General features: G+C 67.7%; 17 protein-coding genes and 1 pseudogene. 4 read left to right on the forward strand and 14 right to left on the reverse strand.

Annotation, left to right across the window (positions count from 1 at the left end):
* Nucleotides 1–27 precede the first annotated feature (27 nt).
* Both WS89_RS18975 and WS89_RS18980 read right to left on the reverse strand, forming a co-directional pair.
* Nucleotides 28–1,056, reverse strand: a complete 1,029-nt coding sequence (locus tag WS89_RS18975) for an MlaA family lipoprotein (RefSeq protein ID WP_059792649.1) — start codon at nucleotides 1,054–1,056, stop codon at nucleotides 28–30.
* The gene (locus WS89_RS18980) at nucleotides 1,049–3,682 is read right to left on the reverse strand and encodes an MMPL family transporter (protein ID WP_059792650.1); all 2,634 of its coding nucleotides are present in this window, start codon (nucleotides 3,680–3,682) and stop codon (nucleotides 1,049–1,051) included. Before WS89_RS18980 ends, WS89_RS18975 begins: the two co-directional genes overlap by 8 nt.
* Before the next feature lie 326 nt (nucleotides 3,683–4,008).
* Between WS89_RS18980 and WS89_RS18985 the strand changes: the two genes are divergently transcribed.
* Nucleotides 4,009–4,605 carry an MlaC/ttg2D family ABC transporter substrate-binding protein gene (locus WS89_RS18985; protein ID WP_034205827.1) on the forward strand — a complete coding sequence of 199 codons (597 nt, stop codon included), beginning with the start codon at nucleotides 4,009–4,011 and terminating at the stop codon, nucleotides 4,603–4,605.
* Nucleotides 4,606–4,819: 214 nt separating this feature from the next.
* Here the strand turns inward: WS89_RS18985 and WS89_RS18990 are convergent, their stop codons facing one another.
* From WS89_RS18990 to glcF, 6 genes and pseudogenes are all read right to left on the reverse strand, one after another.
* Nucleotides 4,820–5,464, reverse strand: coding sequence for a response regulator (locus WS89_RS18990; RefSeq protein WP_006485936.1), 645 nt, complete (start codon nucleotides 5,462–5,464; stop codon nucleotides 4,820–4,822).
* A 31-nt stretch (nucleotides 5,465–5,495) separates the two neighbouring features.
* Complete coding sequence (locus tag WS89_RS18995) at nucleotides 5,496–6,881, reverse strand: cache domain-containing protein (RefSeq protein ID WP_059499594.1); 1,386 nt, start codon at nucleotides 6,879–6,881, stop codon at nucleotides 5,496–5,498.
* A gap of 149 nt (nucleotides 6,882–7,030) precedes the next feature.
* Entirely contained in the window at nucleotides 7,031–8,596 is a 1,566-nt protein-coding gene (locus WS89_RS19000; RefSeq protein WP_059792652.1) for a sensor domain-containing diguanylate cyclase, read from the reverse strand.
* A gap of 563 nt (nucleotides 8,597–9,159) precedes the next feature.
* The gene (locus WS89_RS19005; RefSeq protein WP_059792654.1) at nucleotides 9,160–11,334 is read right to left on the reverse strand and encodes a malate synthase G; all 2,175 of its coding nucleotides are present in this window, start codon (nucleotides 11,332–11,334) and stop codon (nucleotides 9,160–9,162) included.
* Nucleotides 11,335–11,380: 46 nt separating this feature from the next.
* Nucleotides 11,381–11,785: a GlcG/HbpS family heme-binding protein gene (locus WS89_RS19010; protein ID WP_059499591.1), complete on the reverse strand. Its 405-nt coding sequence runs from the start codon at nucleotides 11,783–11,785 to the stop codon at nucleotides 11,381–11,383.
* A 22-nt stretch (nucleotides 11,786–11,807) separates the two neighbouring features.
* Nucleotides 11,808–12,005 (reverse strand): annotated as a pseudogene (gene glcF, locus WS89_RS19015) (glycolate oxidase subunit GlcF); the annotation flags it as partial.
* 171 nt (nucleotides 12,006–12,176) lie between these two features.
* Here glcF and WS89_RS19020 point away from each other — a divergent pair.
* Nucleotides 12,177–13,631, forward strand: a complete 1,455-nt coding sequence (locus tag WS89_RS19020; protein WP_059792658.1) for a DEAD/DEAH box helicase — start codon at nucleotides 12,177–12,179, stop codon at nucleotides 13,629–13,631.
* A 173-nt stretch (nucleotides 13,632–13,804) separates the two neighbouring features.
* Complete coding sequence (locus tag WS89_RS19025) at nucleotides 13,805–14,188, forward strand: hypothetical protein (RefSeq protein WP_059792660.1); 384 nt, start codon at nucleotides 13,805–13,807, stop codon at nucleotides 14,186–14,188.
* A gap of 81 nt (nucleotides 14,189–14,269) precedes the next feature.
* Here the strand turns inward: WS89_RS19025 and WS89_RS19030 are convergent, their stop codons facing one another.
* On the reverse strand, nucleotides 14,270–15,211 hold the full coding sequence (locus WS89_RS19030; RefSeq protein WP_059792662.1) for a LysR substrate-binding domain-containing protein: 942 nt from the start codon (nucleotides 15,209–15,211) through the stop codon (nucleotides 14,270–14,272).
* Nucleotides 15,212–15,293: 82 nt separating this feature from the next.
* Here WS89_RS19030 and WS89_RS19035 point away from each other — a divergent pair, with 82 nt between their 5' ends.
* Nucleotides 15,294–15,692, forward strand: a complete 399-nt coding sequence (locus WS89_RS19035; protein ID WP_179949875.1) for a nuclear transport factor 2 family protein — start codon at nucleotides 15,294–15,296, stop codon at nucleotides 15,690–15,692.
* 221 nt (nucleotides 15,693–15,913) lie between these two features.
* Here the strand turns inward: WS89_RS19035 and WS89_RS19040 are convergent, their stop codons facing one another.
* From WS89_RS19040 to WS89_RS19060, 5 genes are read right to left on the reverse strand one after another with little or no spacing between them, the layout of a single operon-like run.
* A complete protein-coding gene (locus WS89_RS19040; protein WP_059792666.1) occupies nucleotides 15,914–16,765 on the reverse strand; it encodes a carbohydrate ABC transporter permease in 852 nt (283 codons plus the stop codon).
* A gap of 21 nt (nucleotides 16,766–16,786) precedes the next feature.
* The gene (locus WS89_RS19045) at nucleotides 16,787–17,728 is read right to left on the reverse strand and encodes a carbohydrate ABC transporter permease (protein ID WP_059499585.1); all 942 of its coding nucleotides are present in this window, start codon (nucleotides 17,726–17,728) and stop codon (nucleotides 16,787–16,789) included.
* A 54-nt stretch (nucleotides 17,729–17,782) separates the two neighbouring features.
* Nucleotides 17,783–19,042 (reverse strand): ABC transporter substrate-binding protein, encoded by a 1,260-nt coding sequence (locus WS89_RS19050; RefSeq protein ID WP_059792668.1) that lies wholly within the window; start codon nucleotides 19,040–19,042, stop codon nucleotides 17,783–17,785.
* A 59-nt stretch (nucleotides 19,043–19,101) separates the two neighbouring features.
* Nucleotides 19,102–21,087, reverse strand: coding sequence for a beta-galactosidase (locus tag WS89_RS19055; RefSeq protein WP_059499583.1), 1,986 nt, complete (start codon nucleotides 21,085–21,087; stop codon nucleotides 19,102–19,104).
* Nucleotides 21,088–21,095: 8 nt separating this feature from the next.
* Complete coding sequence (locus WS89_RS19060) at nucleotides 21,096–22,253, reverse strand: ABC transporter ATP-binding protein (RefSeq protein WP_059792670.1); 1,158 nt, start codon at nucleotides 22,251–22,253, stop codon at nucleotides 21,096–21,098.
* Between the last annotated feature and the right edge of the window lie 14 nt (nucleotides 22,254–22,267).

Consider the following 22,267-nt stretch of genomic DNA (forward strand, 5'->3'; position numbering starts at 1 on the left):
TGCTTTTGCGCGGCCGCCGTTGCGGCGTTACTGCGCGGCCGGGCTGCTCGCGGGCGGTGTCGGCATCGCCGGCGCAATCGGCGCGCCGTTGGCGGCCGGCGTTGTCGTCTCACCGGCCGAAGCGGCCGCCGGTGCAGCCGCCGACGCAGCGACCGGCGCGGCAGCCGGTGCGCTTGCGGGCATCGCATTGTCCGCGCCCGGATCGTCGTATTGCGGCAATCCCGGCGCGGCCGGTGCGTTGTTCGGCGCGGCGCCCGATGCGCCGCCCGCATCGCCCGGATCCTCGTAGTTCGGCAGCCCCGGCACGCCCGGCGCGGCCGCCGGCACGGCACCCGATTCGCCCGGTTCGTTGTAGCTCGGCGGCGCGGCCGACGCCGACTGGCCCCGGTACGTCAACGACTTGCGCTGCTGCAGGTACGCGTCGCGCACGAACGAATACGGGTCGAGCGCGGCCTGCTTCAGCAGGTCGGTCGCGCCGAGCAGGTCCGAGCGCGCGCTGATGAACTGCGCGATGTACATCGGATTGCGCGCGGCCGGCTCGATGTAGTTCAGCAGGTTGAAGCGCACGTCCACCGCGCGGCCGACGCCGTCGCGGATCGTGCTCGGCCCGAACACGGGCAGCACGAGGTACGGACCGGACGGCATGCCCCAGCGCGCCATCGTCAGTCCGAAATCCTGATGATGCTTCGGCAGCCCGGCCGGCGTCGCGATGTCGATCAGGCCGGCGACGCCGAACAGCGAGTTCATCGCCACGCGCATCAGATCCTGCGTCGCATCGGTGATGCGCAACTGCAGCAGGTTGTTCGCCATGTTGCCGAGATCGCCGAGGTTCGAGAAGAAGTTGCTGATCGCGGTGCGCACCGGCGTCGGCGTGATCTTCTGGTAACCCTTCGCGATCGGCACCGCGATGTTCGAATCGACCGTGTCGTTGAACTTGTACATCGCCCGGTTCATCGGCTCGAGCGGGTCGTTGGGATTGCGGTTCGGTCCCGTCGCGCAGCCGGTCAGCATCGCGCTGGCGGCGACGGTCGCCGCAATGATTCGCACCTTATTCATTGATTCCTTGCGATTGGTTCTTGGCGCGTTTGACGCGCGGTTTGCCCATCAGGACGGGCTGGAACACCACGGCGCCGATCAGCGTACAGGTCAGGGCCAGCGCGAGCAGCTTGCCCATGCTCGACGTGCCCGGATGGTGCGACAGCCACAGGCTGCCGAATGCGGTCGCCGTCGTCGCGGCGCTGAACAGCACGGCGTGCGTGAGGCTCGAATGCAGCAGCCCCGTCTGCCCTGCGCGCCACGCCATCACGAAATACACCTTGAACGCGACGCCGACGCCGAGCATCAGCGGCAGCGCGATGATGTTCGCGAAGTTCAGCGACATGCCGAGCACGACGCACATCTCGAGCGTCACGATGCCCGACACGAGCAGCGGCACCAGCGTGCGCAGCACGTCGCCGAAGCGGCGCAGCGTGACCCACAGCAGGATCGTGATCGAGATGATCGACCACAGCGCCGCGTGCAGGAACGCGTTGATGATCGTGTCGGCCGAATGCAGGATCGAGATCGGCCCGCCGGTCGCGCCGGGTTCCGCGGCCTTCACGGCCTTGGCGAAACGGCGCAGCATCGTGTCATCGTTCGGGTCGACGCCCTTCGGCACCTTCGGCGAGATCTGCACGAGCGCGTGGCCGTCCGGCGCGACCCAGTCGCGCACGACCTGCGGCGGCAGCGATTCGCGCGTGATGTCCTGCGGCTGCAGCAGCGACGCGAGCTGGTTGAGCGCGATGCGCAGCGTATCGGAGAACGCACGTTCGGCACGGTCGCGCGTCGCGCCGTCGGCGGCGGCGAGCTTCGCGAGCGACGCGGACAGGTGCTGCGCGGCCGCGGCGCCCGGGCCCGGGTGATCTTCGGCCGCGTAGCTCAGCAGGTCGGACACGCGCTTGAGCGCCGCCACGCGTTGCGCGTCGGTCGCGGGCGGCGCGGCCGGCTGCGTCAGCGCGGGCAGCAGCTCGCTCGCGGCCGCGGCGATCGCCGCGCGCTTGGCCGGCTGGTCGGCGGGGATGAAGGTCGACAGCGTGGTCGTGCGGCCGACTTCGGGCAGCGCGTCGAGGCGCTTCGCGGCTGCATCGGCTTGCGCGAGCGACGGCGCGAGCAGCGTGACGTCGTTGACGGCGGCTTGCGGCGAATCCTTCAGCGCGAGCAGCGTCGCCATCGATTCGCTGTTCGGATCCTTCAGGTGCAGCGGGTTGAAGTCGAAATGCAGGAACGCGAGTAGCGGCAGCGCGCCGATCACGACCGCGAGCGTGCCGATCAGGATCGGCTTGCGATGGCGATCGAGGTAATCGTCGACCGGCGCGAGCCACGGAAAGCCCGGCGTCTTCGATTCGCCCGGCGGCGCGAACAGACGCAGCAACGCCGGCAGCAGCGTGAGCGTGGTCAGCAGTGCGACGAACATCCCGACGCCCGCGATCAGGCCGAGCTCGGATACGCCGCGATAGGCGGTGGGAATGAACGAGAAGAAGCTCGCCGCGACGGCAGCGGTGGCCAGCGCGAGCGGCATGCCCATCGAGTGGGCGGCGCCGATCAGCGCGTGATCGATGCGCGCGTCGCGGAAGCGTTCCTCGCGGTACTTCACGCCGTACTGAATCGAGAAGTCGACGCCGAGGCCGACGAACAGCACCATGAACGCGACCGAGATCATGTTCAGCGAGCCGACCATCGCGAGGCCGAGCGCCGCCGTCACGACGAGGCCGACGAACAGCGTGACGAGCACCGAGCCGATCATCCGCTTCGAGCGCAGCGCCAGCCACAGGATGACGAGCACGGCGAGCAGCGTGAGCGCGCCGTTGAGCGCGGCGCCGTCTTCGACCGATGCGAATTCGTCGTCGGCGAGCGGCTGTTCGCCGGTCAGGCGCACGGCCGCGCCGTAGCGTTTTTCGAGGTCGAGCGAGCGGGCCGCGTCGCGGATCACCTGGCTCGTTGCCGCGCCGGCCTTCAGCGCGCCGTAGTTGACCACCGGCTGCACGGTGACGAACGCGCGCGCGGGCTGCCGCGCGGCATCGTTGTCGACCAGCGCGCGCCACGAGAACGCGGCCGGCTTGCCGGCCAGCACGTCGTCGACCGTCGCCGCGCTGCGCGCGAGCAGCTTCGCCATCGCGGGCAGTTTCACCTGGCCGGTCAGGAGCGGCTGGCCGAGCGTGGTGGACAGCGTGGTGGCGAGCCCGGCGAGGCTCGGGTTCTTCGCGAGTTCGTTGACGAGCGGGCGCGCGCTCGCGAGTTGCGCGGTCGTATCGGAGACCTCCTGCGGCGACAGGAACAGCAGCCCGTTGTGCTCGAAGAACGGCCCGCCGCCCGGTTCGGCGACCGGGCCGATGCGGCCGGCGGCGGCGTCCTTCTGCAGTGCTTCGGTCAGCGCATGCGCGGCGGCCGTCGCGAATTCGGGCGCGGGCGCCTCGACGACCGCGAGGATCGTGCCGTTGCGTTGCGGGAACGCTTTGTCGACGGCCTTGCCGAGCGCGGCCCATTGCGGTTCCGCATCGACGAGCTTGCTGATGTCGGTGTTGATCTTGAAATGCTGCGCGACGTAGACGCCGCTGAAGGCGGCGATGACGAGCGACAGGACGACGACCCAGACGGGGCGGCGCACCGACCACGCAACGAGTCGGACGATGAGAGATGTCACCATGTGGCGGTGGGGAGCGGCTGGCTAGGGCAAAGTAGCCAAGTATACCGGCGCGGCGTGGCGACGGTCGTGACGTCGTGGAGATTCGGGGCGGGAAGGATATTTGCTCCAGACGTGGCAAACGGATCGCGCGACCGGCTCATTTGTATGGGGATATTTACATAATCGGCGCGGCGGTGCGTCGACACTCGCTCGCCCGCCTGTGACAAACGGCGCTGAAAGGTAACAGTCGGTCACCGGGCGGCACCGCGGCGTCAGGCCCGGTATACTTTGCTCCACCGGCCGATGCAAAGCGCCGGCCGTTTTTTCCCATCGAGTGCGAAATTCGTATGAAACGTCATTTGTTTGCTTTCGTCGCGGCGGCCGCCGTGTCGGTTTCCGCTTTCGCGCAGAGCGCGCCGGTCGATGTCGTCCGCACCGCGGTCGAGGGCACCGTCAATGCGATGAAGGCCGATCCGGCCGCGCGCGGCGGTGACATGGCGAAAATCACCCAAGTCGTCGAGCAGCGTTTCCTGCCCGTGACGAACTTCGAGCGCACGACCCGCATTGCGGTCGGCGACGCGTGGAAGCAGGCCACGCCGCAACAGCAGCAGGAGCTGTACAAGCAGTTCCGGTTGCTGATGACGCGCACCTACGCCGCGTCGCTCGCGCAGCTCGGCAACCAGGACGCGAAGTTCTCGTTCAAGGCCGGCGGCGCGTCGGGCGCCGACGCGCTCGTGCAGTCGACGGTCACGACGCCGGGCGACAGCCAGTCGGTCGGCTATCGTCTGGGCAAGGTCGGCAACGACTGGAAGATCTACGACATCGACATGTCGGGTGCGTGGCTGATCCAGGTCTACCAGGGCCAGTTCAAGAGCCAGATCGCGACGGGCGGGATCGACGGGCTGATCGCGTATCTGCAGAAGCACAATTCGCGGACGAACTGACGGCTGCTGCAACGCCGCGGTCCGGAGGCACGAAGGGCGCCCAGAGGGCGCCCTTTTTTCATCGCGGCGCGTCGACTGCGCGTTATGCGCCGACGCCGGGCATCCGCACGCAATCGTCGACCACCGCTTCGACGAACGCGGCGCGATCCGTTTCCGGCGCCGCGATGATGTGATCGGTCGCGCCTTTCGCGGCGGATCGGCTCGACAGGCGCGCCTACCGCCGCCGATGCTCGACCGCGAACTTGATCAACTCGGCCTGCCCTTCGATCTCCAGCTTGCGTTTCAGGTTGAGCCGGTGCGTCTCGACCGTGCGCACCGACAGCCCCGTCTGTTGCGCGATCTGCTTGCTCGACAGCCCTTCGGCCAGCGCGTCGAGGATGTCGCGTTCGCGCGGCGTCAATCGATCCAGCGGCGACGCGGTCGCGCTGGCCTGGATCATCCGCGCGGCCAGCCCTTCGCTGAAGAACGTCTGCCCGGCCAGCACCGCGCCGATCGCGCGGACGATCTCGCTCGCGGGCGAATCCTTCAGCAGATAGCCGCTCGCGCCGGCGCGCACCGCCTGCGTCACGTACTCGATGTTGTCGTGCATCGACAGCATCAGCACGCGAATGCCCGGAAAACGCTCGTGGAACACGCCGGCGAGCGTGATGCCGTTCATGCCGTTCATGCCGACGTCCATCAGCGCGAGATCGGGTTCGAGCGACGCGGCCAGCGCGAGCGCCTCGTCCGCGTTGCCGGCCTCGCCGACCACCGACAGGTCGGCCGCTTCGAGCCGCATCCGCAAGCCGTCGCGCACGAGCGGGTGATCGTCGACGAGCAGCAGTCGGGCGGCGGGACGGGCGGTATCGGGGGCGCTCATGGGCAAAGGTCTCCGGTTGGGGGGCGCGTGCTCAGGCGGCGGCGCGCTGCAGCGGCACACGTGCGGCCACGACGGTATGGCCGACCTGCGACGTGATCGACAACGTGCCGCCGAGCGCGTCGAGGCGCTCGCGCATGTTGCGCAGGCCGATACCGCGGCGCGCGTCGGCCTGCGAGCGTTCGGCGTCGAAGCCGCAGCCGTTGTCGGCGATCGTCAGCGTGACGGTTTGCGCGCCGACGTCGAGCGTGACGGCCGCGCGCGACGCCCGCGCATGATGCACGATGTTGCTCAGCGCTTCCTGCGCGATCCGGAACAGCGCGGTGTTGACGGCTTCGGGCAGCGGCCGCGTGCCGCTGTGCGCGACCTGCGTATAGCCGATGTCGATGCCGCTTTCGGCGCCCAGCTCGCGTACGAGTTGCTCGAGCGCGGCCGCGAGGCCGAGATCGTCGAGCATCGACGGCCGCAGCGCATGCGAGATGCGCCGGACTTCGCGCAGCGTGTCGCCGAGCCGCCCGACGCCCGACGCGAGCGCCTGCTCGGCTTCGGGCATGCGCGACGTGCCGCGCTCGAAGCGCGCGAGCGCGGATTCGAGCATCAGCTTCGCGGACACCATCATCTGGCTGATCCCGTCGTGCAGTTCGCGCGACAGCCGCGCGCGCTCCTGCTCCTGCGATTCGACGACGCGCTGCGCGAGCAGCTTGAGCTTCGCATCGGCGCTGCGCGACTCGCTGACGTTCAGCACCAGCGCGCACACGGCGATCGCCGCCGCGCCGGTGAGCGCGATCGCGGTGAGCCAGCTCATCGTGCGCTCGATGTTCGCGGACGCGCGCGCGTCGATGCGCTGCAGTGCGGTGTCGACGTCGTCGAGATAGATGCCGGTGCCGACCATCCAGCCCCAGCGCTCGAGCGCGACGACGTAGCCGAGCTTCGGCGCGACGCGGCCCGTCGACGGCCGCTGCCATGCGTAGCGCACGTAGCCGCCGCCCTGCGAGGCCGCGCCGATCAGCTTCTGGATGGTCAGCGCGCCTTGCGGATCGCGCATCGACCAGAAGTTGTGGCCGACGCGCTCGGGCTCGCGCGGATGCATCAGCGAATTGCCGTGCAGGTCGTAGACGAAGAAATAGCCGTCGGGGCCGAAATCCATCTTCTGCAGCATCGCGAGCGCCTGCGTGCGCAGCAGCGCGTCGTCGCGCGCGTTGCGGCCGCTCGCGTCGTAGAGCGGCATGATCGCGCTGGTCGCGAGCTCGACGTAGTGTTTCAGTTCGACTTCCTTGCTCGACAGGTACGCGGCCTGGATCGTCGCATGCTGGGTGCGCGCGAGCGACGTCGCCTGCTGGCGCACGCCGAAGCCGATGCCGGCGATCGCGAGCAGGAACGGCACGATGGCCAGAAGGAAGATCTTTGCCTTGAGTCTCATGGTGGTGCGAAGCGGCGCGGCCGGCTAGGCGCGGCCGGCCAGGCGCCGCGGGCCGGGTGCATCAGCCGCGCGGCCGCGCGGCGGCGTATCGAGCCGGTATTGTCGACGATTTTGCATGCGGACGGCGGCCGCCCCCGCTGCCTGGACGCTCAGGCCCGCCGCGATTCGAGATCGTCGGCCAGCGTGGCCGCCTGCACGACGACGCGATTGCGCCCGCCTTCCTTCGCCCGATACAGCGCATCGTCGGCACGCTTGAGCGCAGCCTGGATGTTGTCGTCGCGTTCGGGATAGCTGGTCGTCACGCCGATGCTCACCGTCAGCCGGCCGACCGTGCCGGCGTCGTGCCGGATGCCGAGATCGATGATGCCCGTGCGGATCGTTTCGGCGATCGTTACCGCGCCGGCCGTGTCGATGTCCGGCAGCACCACGACGAATTCCTCGCCGCCGTAGCGCGCCGCATAGTCGGCCGGGCGGCGCAGGCAGCCGGCGACGCAGTGGCCGACCGCGGCGAGCGCGTCGTCGCCGGCCTGGTGGCCCTGCGTGTCGTTGTAGCGCTTGAAGTCGTCGACGTCGATGAACAGCAGCGACAGCGCATGTTGCGAGCGCGCGGCGCGGCGCCATTCGCGCGCGAGCGTGACGTCGAGCATCCGGCGGTTGTCGAGGCCCGTCAGACCGTCGGTGCGCGCGAGCGCCTGCAGCTCGGTTTCCGCGCGATGACGCTTGCGCAATTGCACGTCGAGCAGCAGCGACAGGCCGACGAAGCCGATCGCGAGCGCGGCCATCGCGGAGCCGATCGGGATCGCACGGTCGTACCATGCGGCGTAGGTGTCCGCTTCCGAGCGCGCGACCATGACGATGAGCGGCAGGTGTTCGAGGTGCCGGAACACGTACAGGCGCCGCACGCCGTCGATCGACGCGGTATCGGCGAAGCTGCCTTCGCTGGCGGTCATGAAGTGCCGGAACGTGCTCGCGCGGCTGATGTCGCGGCCGACGATTTTGGGGTCGTACGGCTCGCGCGCGACCATCTTGCCGTCCGTGTTGATCAGCGCGACCGAGCCGCGATCGCCGAGCGACAGGCGCGAGAACAGGTTCTGGAAATATTCGAGCCGGATCGACATCACGGCGACGCCGCCGAACGAGCCGTCGGGCCGCGTAATGCGTCGGCTGAGCGCGATGCTCGGCGAGCCGCCGCGCAGCCGCGAATGATACGGATCGCTGACATACAGGCCGACGTCGGGCCGGTCGCGGTGCACGGTGAAGTACGGCTCGTTGCCGAAGTTGGCCTTGCGCGGCACGTCGCTCTTGCCGTCGACCGCGATGTCGCCTTTCGCGTCGAGCACGTAGATGCCGCCGAGGTACTTGGCCGTCGTCGCGCGGTCGAACAGCACCTGGCGGCGCATCGGCATCGGCAATGCGACGACCGCGGGGTCGTTCATGCCTTCGACGACGGCCTGCAGCGAAAGCGAATAGATCTCGATGTTGCGTTCGATGTCCCACGACGCCATCAGCGCGAGGTTCTGTTGCATGCTGCGCGAGCGGTCGCGCGCGTCGATCCGGCCTTCGTACAGCACGATTCCGCACAGGAGCAGCAGGATCAGCGCGATCAGCAGCCCCGTATAGAAAATCAGGTGTGGCAGCAGGAACCGGCGCAGATGAGCGGCGACACGACTCGTCAGGCCGGATTCGCTGGGCATTGCGTAGTCGGTTTCTGCCATGGTCCGTGGATCGGGGGCATCGTCGCCGCGCGGCGGGCCGATGCGATTGTTCGTATGACTACCGGTGGCGATCCGGTGCGCAGCCCTTCCCGTGGATGCGTTGCGTTCAGCGGAGAAAACGGGTACCGATTATCGGCAATCGCGGCCGGATAAACCGATGAAGCCTGTATTCACAGGTAACGTCTGCTGCAATTCGACGGTCCGACGAATCGCGCGATGCGAATGCCACGGAGTATAACGCGCGTGTTTGCGTGCGCGGAAAATGTCGCAACCTGTTGATCAGGGTCAAATTACGGCGTAATCCGGCGCTTGCCGATATCGGGCGGAGCGTTGCGGCGCAAGGCTTTGCGGGGCGGCGGGACAGGTCGCGCGGCAAACGGTTGCGGATACCGGCGGATTAACGGCCGGCGGCATCGTCCACGAAAGTGCGCGACAGGCGCCCATTATCGGTTTCGACGGTCGGGTGAACGCGAATATGAAAACGGGCAGCCGCGAGGCTGCCCGTTTCGCAAGACCGGCGTGCAGCCGGCGCCCGGCATGCGGGAGCGCCCGCATGCGCAGGATCATGCGCCGTGCTGTTGCGCCTTGAACGCGAGCCGGAACCGGTGCAGCAGCGGCTCGGTATAGCCGCTCGGCTGCGACGTACCTTGCAGCGCGAGCGCGCACGCGGCCTGGAACGCGGTCGACTGGTCGTAGCCGGGCGCCATCGGGCGGTAGTTCGGGTCGCCGGCGTTCTGCTGATCGACGACGCGGGCCATCCGCTTGAACACGTCGAGCACGAACGCCTCGGTGATCACGCCGTGGCGCAGCCAGTTCGCGATGTGCTGGCTCGAAATGCGCAGCGTCGCGCGATCTTCCATCAGGCCGACGTCGTGGATATCCGGCACCTTCGAGCAGCCGACGCCCTGTTCGACCCAGCGCACGACGTAGCCGAGGATGCCCTGCGCGTTGTTCTCGACCTCGCTCAGGATCTCGGCTTCGCTCCACGCGGCGCGCTCGACGACCGGCACCGTCAGCAGCCCTTCGAGCAGCGCGTCGCGCTCGCTCGCGTACGGCGTCTTCTCGAGTTCCTGCTGGACGGCCTGCACGTCGACGAGGTGGTAGTGCAGCGCGTGCAGCGTCGCGGCGGTCGGCGACGGCACCCACGCGGTGTTCGCGCCGGCGCGCGGATGCGCGATCTTCTGCTCGAGCATCGCGTGCATCAGGTCCGGCATCGCCCACATGCCCTTGCCGATCTGCGCGCGGCCGCGCAGGCCGGCCGACAGGCCCGCGAGCACGTTGTTGCGCTCGTACGACTGGATCCACGCCGACGATTTCATGTCGCCCTTGCGGATCATCGGGCCCGCCTCCATCGCGGTGTGCATCTCGTCGCCGGTGCGGTCGAGGAAGCCGGTGTTGATGAACGCGACGCGCGCGGCGGCCGCGGCGATACACGCGGCGAGGTTCACGCTGGTGCGGCGCTCCTCGTCCATGATGCCCATCTTCAGCGTGTTGCGCGGCAGGCCGTACAGATCCTCGATGCGCGCGAACAGCGTGTCGGCGAACGCGACTTCGGCCGGGCCGTGCATTTTCGGCTTCACGATGTAGATCGAGCCCGTGCGCGAATTGCGTTTGGCCTTCAGGTCGTGCAGCGCGCACAGCGTCGTGACGACACCGTCGAGAATCCCTTCCGGAATCTCGTTGCCGTCGCGGTCGAGCACCGCGCCGTTGGTCATCAGGTGGCCGACGTTGCGCACGAACAGCAGCGAGCGGCCGTGCAGCGACAGCGTGCCGCCGGCCGGCGTCGTGTACTCGCGATCGGCGTTCAGGCGGCGCGTGAAGAGCTTGCCGCCCTTCGCGACTTCCTCGGCGAGCGTGCCCTGCATCAGGCCGAGCCAGTTGCGGTAGAGCTGGACCTTGTCGTCGGCGTCGACCGCCGCGACCGAATCCTCGCAGTCGATGATCGTGCTGACCGCGGCTTCGAGCACGACGTCCTTCACGTTCGCGAGATCGGCGCGACCGATCGGTGTCGACGCATCGATCTGGATCTCGAGGTGCAGGCCGTTGTGCTTCAGCAGGATCGCGGACGGCGCGTCGGCCGCACCCTGGTAGCCGACGAACTGCGCGGGCTGCGCGAGATGCACGACGCCCTTGCCGGTTTCGACCGCAAGCTGGCCGTCCTGCACGCGGTAGCGCAGTGCGTCGCGGTGCGAGCCGCTCGCGAGCGGCGCGGCGTTGTCGAGCACGCCGCGCGCGTAGTCGATCACGCGCTGGCCGCGCGTCGGGTTGTAGGCCGACGTGCGTTCGGCGCCGCCGTCTTCCGGCAGTGCATCGGTGCCGTACAGCGCGTCGTACAGGCTGCCCCAGCGCGCGTTCGCGGCGTTCAGCGCATAGCGCGCGTTCGACAGCGGCACGACGAGCTGCGGGCCGGCCTGCGTGGCGATCTCGCTGTCGACGTTCGCGGTGGCTGCCGCGACGTTCGACGGGACCGGCACGAGATAGCCGATTCGTTCGAGGAATGCGCGATACGCGGCATGGTCGCGTACCGGGCCGGGGTGCGCGCGATGCCACGCGTCGAGTTCCTGCTGCAGGCGGTCGCGCTCGGCGAGCAGCTCGCGGTTGCGCGGCGCGAGATCGTGCACCAGGGCCGAGAAACCGCTCCAGAACGCGGCCTTGTCGATGCCGGTGCCCGGCAGCGCTTCGTTTTCAATGAACTGGCTCAGCGCTGGCGCGACTTGCAGTCCTGCTTGGTCGATCATCGTGAATCCTCCCGGGGAATGAAAAACGCGTGCGCGGCTTGGCTGGTTATTCCGCGACGCTGCGTGTGCCGGCGCGGGCGATCTGCGCGTCCTGTTCGGACTTTACGCCAGACACGCCGATCGCGCCCGTTATCCGGCCGCCGACCGTAACCGGCACGCCGCCTTCGAGCAATCCCGTCAGCGGCGCGCTCAGAAACGCGGTGCGGCCACCGTTGATCATATCCTCATACGCCTTCGTGTCGCGACGGCCGAGCGCCGCCGCACGCGCCTTGTCCTGCGCAAGGTAGCTGCTGGCCGGCGATGCGCCGTTCAGCCGCGCGAACGCGAGCAGGTGCCCGCCATCGTCGACGACGGCGATCGACACGGCCCAGCCGTGGCGTTCCGCTTCCTCGCGGGCAGCGGCGAGCATGCGCTCGGCATCGGCCAGTTCGAGTTCGGGTTTCGTTTGCATGGCTTTCCTCCGGAATCGCCGGTCAGTCGACCAGCCGGTTGTCGGCGAGCTCGATCCAGTGACGCGCGGGCGTGCGGCCCGCGCCGTTCAGACGAGTCTGGCAGCCGACGTTGGCGATGACAATCAGGTCGGGCTGCGCGGCTTCCAGCGCATCGAGCTTGTTGTCGCGGAGTGTCGTCGCGAGTTCGGGTTGCGTCAGCGAATGGGGGCCGGCCGAGCCGCCCATATCCGCCAGGACGAGGCGCGCTGGTGCAGTGTGCTCGTCGACGCGATCCGGTCGCTCGACACGGTCCCGACGCGGGGCGGTGGACATGCGGTTGCGCGGCGGCGCGGGTGGGGCGCAACCGGGACGGTAACCGCTAGAATTGTGGTTTTCGCCCGGAATACGTCCATGTCTTTTGCCTCGCTTGGCCTGATCGAGCCGTTGCTGCGCAATGTGCAGAGCCTCAATTACCAGACACCCACGCCGGTGCAGGCCAAGGCGATTCCCGCCGTGCTCGGCGGCAAGGACGTCATGGCCGCCGCGCAGACCGGCACCGGCAAGACGGCCGGCTTTGCGCTGCCGCTGTTGCAACGGCTGGTGCAACACGGCCCGGCGGTGTCCAGCAACCGTGCGCGCGTGCTGGTGCTGGTGCCCACGCGAGAACTGGCCGAACAGGTGCTGCAGAGCTTCGTTGCGTACGGCAAAGGGCTCGATCTGCGATTTCTGGCCGCGTACGGCGGCGTGAGCATCAATCCTCAGATGATGAAGCTGCGCAAGGGCGTGGACGTGCTCGTTGCCACGCCGGGCCGCTTGCTCGACCTCCATCGCCAGAACGCCGTGCAGTTCGATCAGGTGCAGACGCTGGTGCTGGACGAAGCCGACCGCATGCTGGATCTCGGCTTCGCGCGCGAACTCGACGCGGTCTTTGCCGCGTTGCCCGCCAAGCGCCAGACGCTGCTGTTCTCGGCCACGTTCTCCGACGAGATCCGCACGATGGCGGCGGGCATTCTGCGCAGCCCGGTCGACATCAGCGTCAGCCCGCCCAACGCCACGGCGAGCAAGATCAAGCAATGGGTGGTGCCGGTCGACAAGCGGAACAAGCCGGATCTCTTCATGCACCTGGTGGCCCAAAACAAGTGGGAGCATGCGCTGGTATTCGTCAAGACCCGCAATGGCGTCGATTATCTGGCGCTCATGCTGGAGAAAGCGGGCTACGCAGTCGATACGATCCACGGCGACAAGCCGCAACCCGCACGTTTGCGCGCGCTGGAGCGTTTCAAGACGGGTGAAGTGCAGATGCTGGTCGCCACCGACGTGGCGGCGCGCGGGCTGGATATCGACGATCTGCCGCTGGTGATCAACGTCGATCTGCCGATCGTCGCGCAAGACTACGTGCACCGTATCGGCCGTACCGGCCGTGCGGGCGCCAGCGGTGTCGCGGTATCGCTCGTGTGCGCCGATGAAGCGCCGCAATTGGCCGCGATCGAAGCGCTGATCCGGCAGACGCTGCGTCGGGAAGAAGAGCCGGGTTTCGAAGCCGAACACCGCGTGCCGGAAACCAGCGCGACGGGTCAGATCGTCAAGAAGCCGAAAAAGCCGAAGAAGCCCAAGGTGCAGCAAGCCGTGCCGGTCGCCAAACCGGGGCCGGGCAAGAAGCCGCATACGCAGGGCGGCGAAGGCAAGCGCAAGTCCGGGGCGCAGCATGCGACGGCCACGGGTGCCGGCAAGGGTCCCGACTACACCATCGGCAGCCCGTTCAGCGTGCAGAAGCCGCGCAGCAAACCGGCGGCCAAGCCGCCCGCGGGGAAGGCTGCGGGCAAATCTGCCGGCGGGCGTGGCAAACCTGGCAAACCGTCCCGATAGACTGAACCCTTCCCTTTCAACGTGCCCGATACGATCGAACCGTCCGATGCAGTGAACGCATACGGGCGGTTCGGAACCGCGCTGCCGGTTTTCTCGCTCGCGACCTGAAACCGCGTGCGATAGCGGCTTCCCCGCGTGACCCATGATGGGCGATGACTGAAGTGAGAGATGGAATGACGACGACATTCGACGAGGCGACAACGGCGGCGATTGCCGCATTTGCCCAACTGGATTTCTACACGGCTGTGCAAGCGATGCGCGCCGAGGCCGATTACGACCACGAACGAGACCAGTGGATCTCGCGCTATATCGACGAGCACGGCGGCGGCGTGGACGATGCGGAATACGACGCCCTGCACGCGCAGGCGCAGGCAACGCCGGAATACGCGGAGTTCATCGAGGGGGTCCGGCGGGAAATTCTGGAGTACTTCGGCATAACCGATGATCAACTGGACTGCATGGTCGTGCTGCGCGAAGACGACAGCGATGCGCTGTGGGCGGAAGTCAACCGGCAGCGCAGCGCGCTGGGAACCGGTGAAGTACGCGGCGATCTCTGACCGGGCCCGTCATTCGTCGGCAGGTTGGGGGCGCCATTTGAAGATCGGCTCCGAGCCACGTATCGGATGCTCGCCTGTCAATCAATCTTCTCGCGCCAGTCGTAGCAGGATATCGGCGAGGGCTCGAATTTTCGGTTGTGCCGCCCGTTGGGGCGGATAGACGAGGAAGTAGGAAAGGCCGTCTTCAGCCACATCCTCGAACGGTGTCACGAGCGATCCGGCACGGAGTCGGTCTCGCGCCATTCGCGGGTCGCCGATTGCAATGCCGTGTCCTTCCGTCGATGCCGCGAGCGTCAATTCGAGGGTATCGAATACGAGCCCGCGTCCCGCATCGATCTGGCGTGCCCCCACGTGATCGAGCCAGCATCGCCACTCTGCGCGGCTGGGCCCGGGATGGAGCAAATCGACATGCGCGAGGTCGGCAACGGATCGCAGCGATGTCGCCAATGCGGGCGCGCACATTGGCGTGAGCCGCTCGGGAAACAGCGGTACCGCGTCCATACCGGTCCACTGCCCCGTGCCCCGCACGATGATGGCGTCGACGTCGGACGTGGCGAAATCCGGCGTGTCGTCCGCGGATGTCGAGAGACGCAGCTCCGTCCCGCTCATCGCGCGATGAATGTCCGGCAGCCGTGGGAGCAACCAGCGAACGGCGAACGTGGACGGCAACTTCAACGTGAGAACCGAGGTCGCCCGTGCATGGGCATCCGCATGCCTGACCAATCGCGCGAGCACGTCGACCGCGACCGTCAGCAGTGCATTGCCTTCCGGCGTCAACGTCAGCCCCGATACATGGCGCACGAACAGTGCGCATCGGTAATGCGTTTCCAGCTGCTGTATCTGGCGGCTCACTGCGCCTTGCGTGCGGCATAGATGATCCGCGGCCTTGCTGACGCTGCCCAGCTGCGCCGCGGCGACGAACGACTGAATCGCCGCCAGCGGCGGGAGCGGGCGCGTCAGATCGGCCAGCGGATATGCATGCGCCGCATACCCGGGTTGCAAATTTTTCGATTGTTCGGTCATCGGTGCGTCGCTATCGTGCGTCTACCGGATGCCCTGTTCTCGCGAATGAACGGGGTCGTCGACGAATGATCGGAGGATAATTTTGGGCTCAACGTCGGAATCACTCTACACGGAACAGGTTCGCGCTTACCTTCGGGAACTGGAGCGAGGCGACGTCTGCGCCATTTGCGCGCTATTTACGCCGGACGCGCGGATTTTCTCGCCATTTCTCGGCTGGATGCACCCCGAGCCCTTCTTTTCGAAGGTCGCTGCCGCATCGGGAGAAAGCAGGATTACACCGATCGATATCTGCGTCAGCACGAGCGGGGCTCGACGTGCGACAGGTTACTTCATCTACGACTGGGGCCTGAAAGACGGTTCGGTGGCGCGCTTCGAGTGCGTCGACGTGTTCGAGTTCGACACGGCGGGGCTCATCGAACGGATGATCATCGTGTACGACACCCATCCGATTCGCAGTACGGTCGGCGACAAGTATGCCTAGTTGAATCGATGTCGGGCAAAGTCGTGCCCTGACGCCCACGCGCGTCGAACCCCCGGCGAGCGACGAGTGTAATCGGTCGATGGCGTTGAAGCCTGGACGGCGGGCCAGGTTCGCCAGGGGACCCTACCCGAATCCGCAACAGAATCCGCAAAAAAAAGCCCGCCGAAGCGGGCAACCTCACGATGCGGAGGGGGAGATACGAAGACGCAGCCGGCGCGCGTTCAGCCTTTCGTCGCGCCGAACGTGAGCCCCGCGACGAAATGCTTCTGCATCGCGAAGAACATCGCGACCGACGGCAGCGCGGCGAGAATCGACCCGGCCGATACGAGATTCCACGACGTCGTCCATTGCCCCTTCAGCGCCGCGACACCCGCCGTGATCGGCGCCGCCTCGTCGCCTTGCGTGAGGCACAGCGCCCAGAAGTAATCGTTCCACACGAACGTGAACACGAGAATCGCGAGTGCGGCCAGCGCCGGCCGGATCAACGGCAGCACGATTCGCCAGAACACCGTCCATTCGCCCGCGCCTTCGATGCGCGCCGCCTCGATCAGCTCGAACGGCAACTGCTTGATGAAGTTGCGCAGGAACAGCGTGCAGAAGCCCGTCTGGAACGCGACGTGAAACAGAATCAGCGCTTCGACGGTATTGAACACGCCGAGCCGCAGCGACAGGTCGCGCACCGGAATCATCAACACCTGCACCGGCACGAAATTGCCGGCGACGAACGTGCCGAACAGCGCGGTATTGCCGCGAAACCGATAGGTGGCGAGCGCGAAGCCGGCCATCGCCGCGAGCGCGATCGAGCCGATGACCGACGGCACGGTGATCTGCACGCTGTTCCAGAAGTAATGCAGCATCGGCGACGTGGTCAGCGCGTCGCGATAGTTCTCGATCATCGCGAAGCGGCGCGGCCAGTCCCAGTAATGACCTTCGACGAGTTCCTCGGTCGAGCGCACCGACGTGACGAACACCGCGATCATCGGCAGCAGCCAGACGAGCAGCGCGACGGGCAGCGACAGCTTGTACAGCCGGCGCGATACCGGCTTCCAGTGGGCAACGGGTGTCGGAAACATGATGAGCGCACTCCCGAAAGGTCACTGCTCGTTGCGCAGCATGCGGCGCAACTGGAACACGATGTAGACGAGCATGATCGCGAACAGCACGACCGCGATCGACGCGGAATAGCCGAGCCGGTAGTACTTGATCGCCTGGTCGTACATGTAATACGCGAGCACGGTCGAGCTTTCGAACGGGCCGCCGCCCGTCATCACCGAGATCAGGTCGAAGCTGCGCAGCGCGCCGATCACCGTGACGACGATCGCCATGAAGGTGGTCGGCCGCAGTTGCGGCAGCACGACGTGCCACAGCAGCGCGAATCCGCGCGCGCCTTCCATCCGCGCGGCCTCGATCTGTTCCGGGTTGACCGACGTGAGCCCGGTCAGGTACAGGATCATGCAGTACGCCGTTTGCGGCCACAGCGCGGCGAACACGATCCCGAACGTCGCATAGCGCGCGTCGCCGAGCACCGGGATGCCATGCCCGGCGAGCAGCGCGAGCAGCCCGAAGGTCGGATCGTAGAACCACGAGAAGATCAGCCCGACGACCACGCCCGACAGCACGAACGGCGCGAAGAACAGCGATTTCACGAGCCGGATGCCGCCGACCGCCTGGTTCAGGTACAGCGCGAGCGCGAGGCCGAGCGGCGGCGCGAGCATGAACAGCGCGAGCCAGATCACGTTGTTGCGCAGCGCCGTGTAGAACGTCGGCGCGTGCAGCAGCTCCGCATAGTTCGCGAGACCGACGAAGGTGCGTTCGGTCATCCCGTCCCAGTTGTACAGGCTCAGCCACAGCGTCGACAGGATCGGCCAGATCACATAGACGGCTACCATCGCGCAGGCCGGCGCGAGAAAGAGCCACGCGGCGCGCCGTTGCCGCCGCACGGCGGGCGACGGGCGGCGCGCGGGCAGCGTGGTGGCGGATGGGCCGCGCGGCGGCGCGGTGCCGGCGGGCGGGGGGGACGCGATCGGACTGGACACGGCAAGCCTCCTGAACGGACACGGCGGCGCGCGGCCGCCGGTTGGGTCACGCGGTCACTTCTTGTAGATTCGCTTGCGGGTCTGTTCGAGCTGCGCGAGCACCGTATCGAGCTGCGCGGGATTCGCGAGGAACTGCTGCATGCCCTTCATCCCTTCGTCGGCCATTTCCTTGGTCATGTCGCGATCGTAGAACTGCGCGACGCCGCCCTTCGTGTCGGCGAGGATCCGGAAGCCGATGCGCGAGATCGGATCGGCCGGCTCCGGCGACTTGCTGTTGGCCGACAGCGAGCCGAGCCCTTCGGCCAGCTTCGCGCCGATCTCCGGCGTTTCGACGAACGCGAGGAACGTGTGCGCGTCGGCCTTGTTCTTCGCCTTGGTCGGGATATGCAGCGATTCGACCGGGCCGTCCTCCGCGGTCGGCACCTTCGGGTCGATGATCGGGAAGCGGTAGTAGCCCATTTCCTGCTTGACGTTCGGCGGGAAACCCGCCGCGATGAAGGTGCCCATCAGCATCATCGCGGCCTTGCCCTGGAACAGGAACGGCTGCGCGCCGTCGAGATCGTAGGACAGCGCGTTGTCGATGAAGTAACCGGCATCGATCAGCGATTTCCACGTCGTGTAGACCTTCTTCACGCGCGGGTCGGTGTACGGCACGTCGCCGGCCATCAGTTGCTGGTGGAACGCGTTGCCGTTCAGCCGCAGGTCGAGATAATCGAACCAGCCGGCGAGCGTCCACGCATCGCGGCCGCCGATCGCCACCGGCGTGATGCCCGCGGCCTTCAGCTTCTTGCACGCATCGAGAAACTGGTCCCACGTCTTCGGTTCGTCGGCGATGCCGACCTTGCGGAACAGGTCCTTGCGGTAGAACAGCCCCCACGAGTAATAGACGGTCGGCGCCGCGTACTGCTTGCCGTTGTACGACGATGCGCTGCGCGTCGACGCGTACATCGCATCCCAGCCGTTCTTCGTCCAGTCGCCGCTCAGGTCCTCGAACAGCCCGCGCTTCGCGTAGTACGCCATCCGCTCGCCCGCGTGCCAGTTCACGACGTCCGGCGCGACGGTCGTGAGCCACGCGGGGAGCTGTACCTTGTACGCTTCCTCGTCGACGAAGGTCGGCTTCACGTCGATGTCGGGATGCGCCTTGTGGAACGCTTCGATCGTCGACTGCCACACGGCGCGCTGGCTCGCGCCCTTGAACGCGATGTTGATCGTCAGCGTGCCGGCATCGGCGGGCGCCGTCGTGCCGAGCGACGCGAAGGCGACGGCGGCGGCCGTGGCGAGCCGGGCGGCGGCGCGAAGGGGGCGATATGTCATGGTGTCTCCAGTCCTGTGTGTCGTTGTGCGTGACCGGCGCGTTGCGGCGCCGGGGGAGGTTACGAACGGCTTCGATACACGGCGACGCCTTGCGGCTCGACCTGTGCGGCGCCGACCACGAACGCGGACGGCGGCACCGCGTCGATCGTGTGCGGTGTGCTCGCGTAATTGAACACGTAAGTCAGCCCGCCGCGCCGGCTCACGCGTACGGCGTCGCCGAGCGGCGTCGGCGCGAGGCCGGCTTCGGCCGCGACATCGGCGAACAGTCGCGTGGTGGTCGCATCGTCGAACGGTGCGGCCCAGTAGTGCAGCGTACCGTGCGTGATGCACGCCGGATGGCCGTCGGCGAAGCGCGCGTGCACGACGCTGCGCGTGTCGTCGTGCAGTTCGACGAGGTCGCGCCAGTGACGCGCGTCGCCCGCGAACGGCGCGCCGTCGCGCAACGTGCCGTCGATCCGTTCGGTCACGTTCGGCCGCAGCGATTCGACGCGCCATACCCGCACGGGCAGGATCGACGCGAGCGGGCCGGGCGGCAGCGCCGGCGGAACCTGCAGGTCGGCGGTCTTCGAGCCGGTGCGCGGCCCGAACACCGCATGCGCGCCCGACGCGGCGAGCCGCGACGCGAAATCGTCCGGTACGATCGGCAGCGGCGGCACGACGACGAGGCGGTAGCCGTCGAGCGGCGCGTGCGCCGACACGATGTCGACGTCGAGGCCGAGCGAGCGCAGCGCCGAGTAGTACTCGAACGCGAAACGCGGATAGTGGAAATCGGCGCCCTGCGGCTGCACTTCGAACAGCCACTTCGCCTCGTAGTCGAAGACCAGCGCGACCGGTGCGCGCACCGGGCCGTCCGCGTCCGCGCCGGCGTCGTGCACGGCCACGATCTCGCGCGCGACGCGCTGCGCTTCGCGGCCGCCTTCGTCGAGCTGGTCGTCGGGGGTGTGCAGGCCCGCGTGCATCTGTTCCTGCGCGAACGGCGCCTGCCGCCAGCGGAAGTACGACACGCAGCCGGCGCCGTGCGCGAACGCTTCCCAGCTCCACAGCCGCACCATGCCCGGCAGCGGCGCGGGGTTCCAGTGCGCCCAGTTCACGGGGCCCGGCTGCTGTTCCATCACCCAGAACGGCAGCTTCGACATGCCGCGGTACAGGTCGTGATTGAACGACGCGAAATCGGGGTGGCCGGTGCGCAGCCAGCGCGCCTTCACGTCGGGCGCGAACCACAGCTCCTCGAGCGCGCCGAGCGGGTAGCTGTCCCACGTCGCGACGTCGAGGTCGCGCGCGACTTCGTAGTGATCGAACTCGGTGAACAGCTGCATGAAGTTGTGCGCGACCGGGCGGCCCGGCGAGTGCGCGCGGATCACGTCGACCTGCATTCGGTGATAGCGCGCGAGTTCGTCGGACGCGAAGCGCCGGTAGTCGAGGCGATGCGACGGATGGGCTTCGGTCACGGTGCCCACGGGCGCGTCCACTTCGTCGAAATGGCGATACTCCATGCTCCAGAACACGGTGCCCCACGCACGGTTGAGCGCGTCGATCGTGCCGTAGCGCGCCTGCAGCCATTCGCGGAAGCGCACGAGCGCGGCCGGCGAGTAGCTGACGACGGTCTGGTGGCAACCCAGCTCGTTGTCGGTCTGCCAGTAGCGCACGGCCGGGTGGCGGCCATAGCGTTCGGCGACCGCCGTGCAGATCTGGCGCGACGCTTCGAGATAGGTCGGCGACGAGAAATCGTAGTGGCGGCGCGAGCCGAACGCGCGCGGCCGGCCGTCGGCGCCGATCGCGAGGATGTCGGGATGGCGGTCGACCAGCCATTTCGGCGGCGTGGCGGTCGGCGTGCACATCACGATCTCGAGGCCGGCCGCCCCGAGCACGTCGACCGCACGGTCGAGCCAGCCCCAGTCGTATTCGCCCGGCGACGGCTCGATACGGCTCCACGCGAATTCGGCGATCCGCACCTGCGCGATGCCGAGCGTTTTCATCCGGCGGGCGTCGTCGGCCCACATCGATTCCGGCCAGTGTTCCGGGTAGTAGCAGACTCCGAGGCGCATGCCGATCCTTATGCGTAGTGGTGAACGTGGACGTCGGCGCACGCGGGCACCGCGCGGCCGTCTTCGGTGAACAGATGGCAGGCCGCGGCCGGCGCGTGCACGTGCACGCGTTCGCCGGTGTGCACCTGCGCGTCGCCCGGCACCTTCGCGATCAGCGGCGTCGCACTGGGCTGGCCGCACGGATCGAGGTGCACGTAGGTCTGCTCGCCCAGGCGCTCGACGAGCGCGACGTCGCGCGCGAGCGTCGTCGCATCGGGCGCGGCGCCGAGCGTCAGGTGCTCGGGGCGGATGCCGAGCGTCACGGCGGCGCCGGCGCCGAGCGCCGAGCCGTCGCGCGGCAGCACGAAGATTTCGCCGGACGGCACGAGCGAGACGGTCGTGCGATGCGCGTCGCACGCGGTCACGACGGCCGGCAGGAAGTTCATGCGCGGCGAGCCGATGAAGCCCGCGACGAAGCGGCTGGCCGGGTGATGGTAGAGGTCGAGCGGCGCGCCGACCTGCGCGATGCTGCCGTGCCGCGCGGTATCCGCGCCGGCGTGCAGCAGCACGATCTTGTCGGCGAGCGTCATCGCCTCTGTCTGGTCGTGCGTCACGTAGACGACGCTCGCGCGTTCGAACTGCCGATGCAGCCGCGCGATCTCGATGCGGGTCTGGCCGCGCAGCGCCGCGTCGAGATTCGACAGCGGTTCGTCGAACAGGAACACGCCGGGCTCGCGCACGATTGCGCGGCCGATCGCGACGCGCTGCCGCTGGCCGCCCGACAGCGCCTTCGGCTTGCGTTCGAGCAGCGTGTCGAGCTGCAGGATCCGTGCGGCGTCGCGCACCTTCCGGTCGATCTCGGCCTTCGGCACGCGCGCGAGCTTCAGCCCGAACGCCATGTTCTCGTACACCGTCATGTGCGGAAACAGCGCGTAGCTCTGGAACACCATCGCCACGCCGCGCTCGGCGGCCGGCACGTCGTCGACGCGGCGGCCGTCGATCGACAGCTCGCCCGCGCTCAGATCCTCCAGCCCGGCGATCATGCGCAGCAGCGTCGATTTCCCGCATCCGGACGGCCCGAGAAACACGCAGAACTCGTGCGCGCCGATCTCCAGATCGACGTCGCGAATGACCGGCGCATGCTCGCCATAGGCTTTCTGCACGCGCCGCATCGAGATGCTCGCCATTGTCTCCGCTCCAT

It is taken from the genome of Burkholderia sp. MSMB1072 (assembly GCF_001524725.1).
Lineage (GTDB): Bacteria > Pseudomonadota > Gammaproteobacteria > Burkholderiales > Burkholderiaceae > Burkholderia.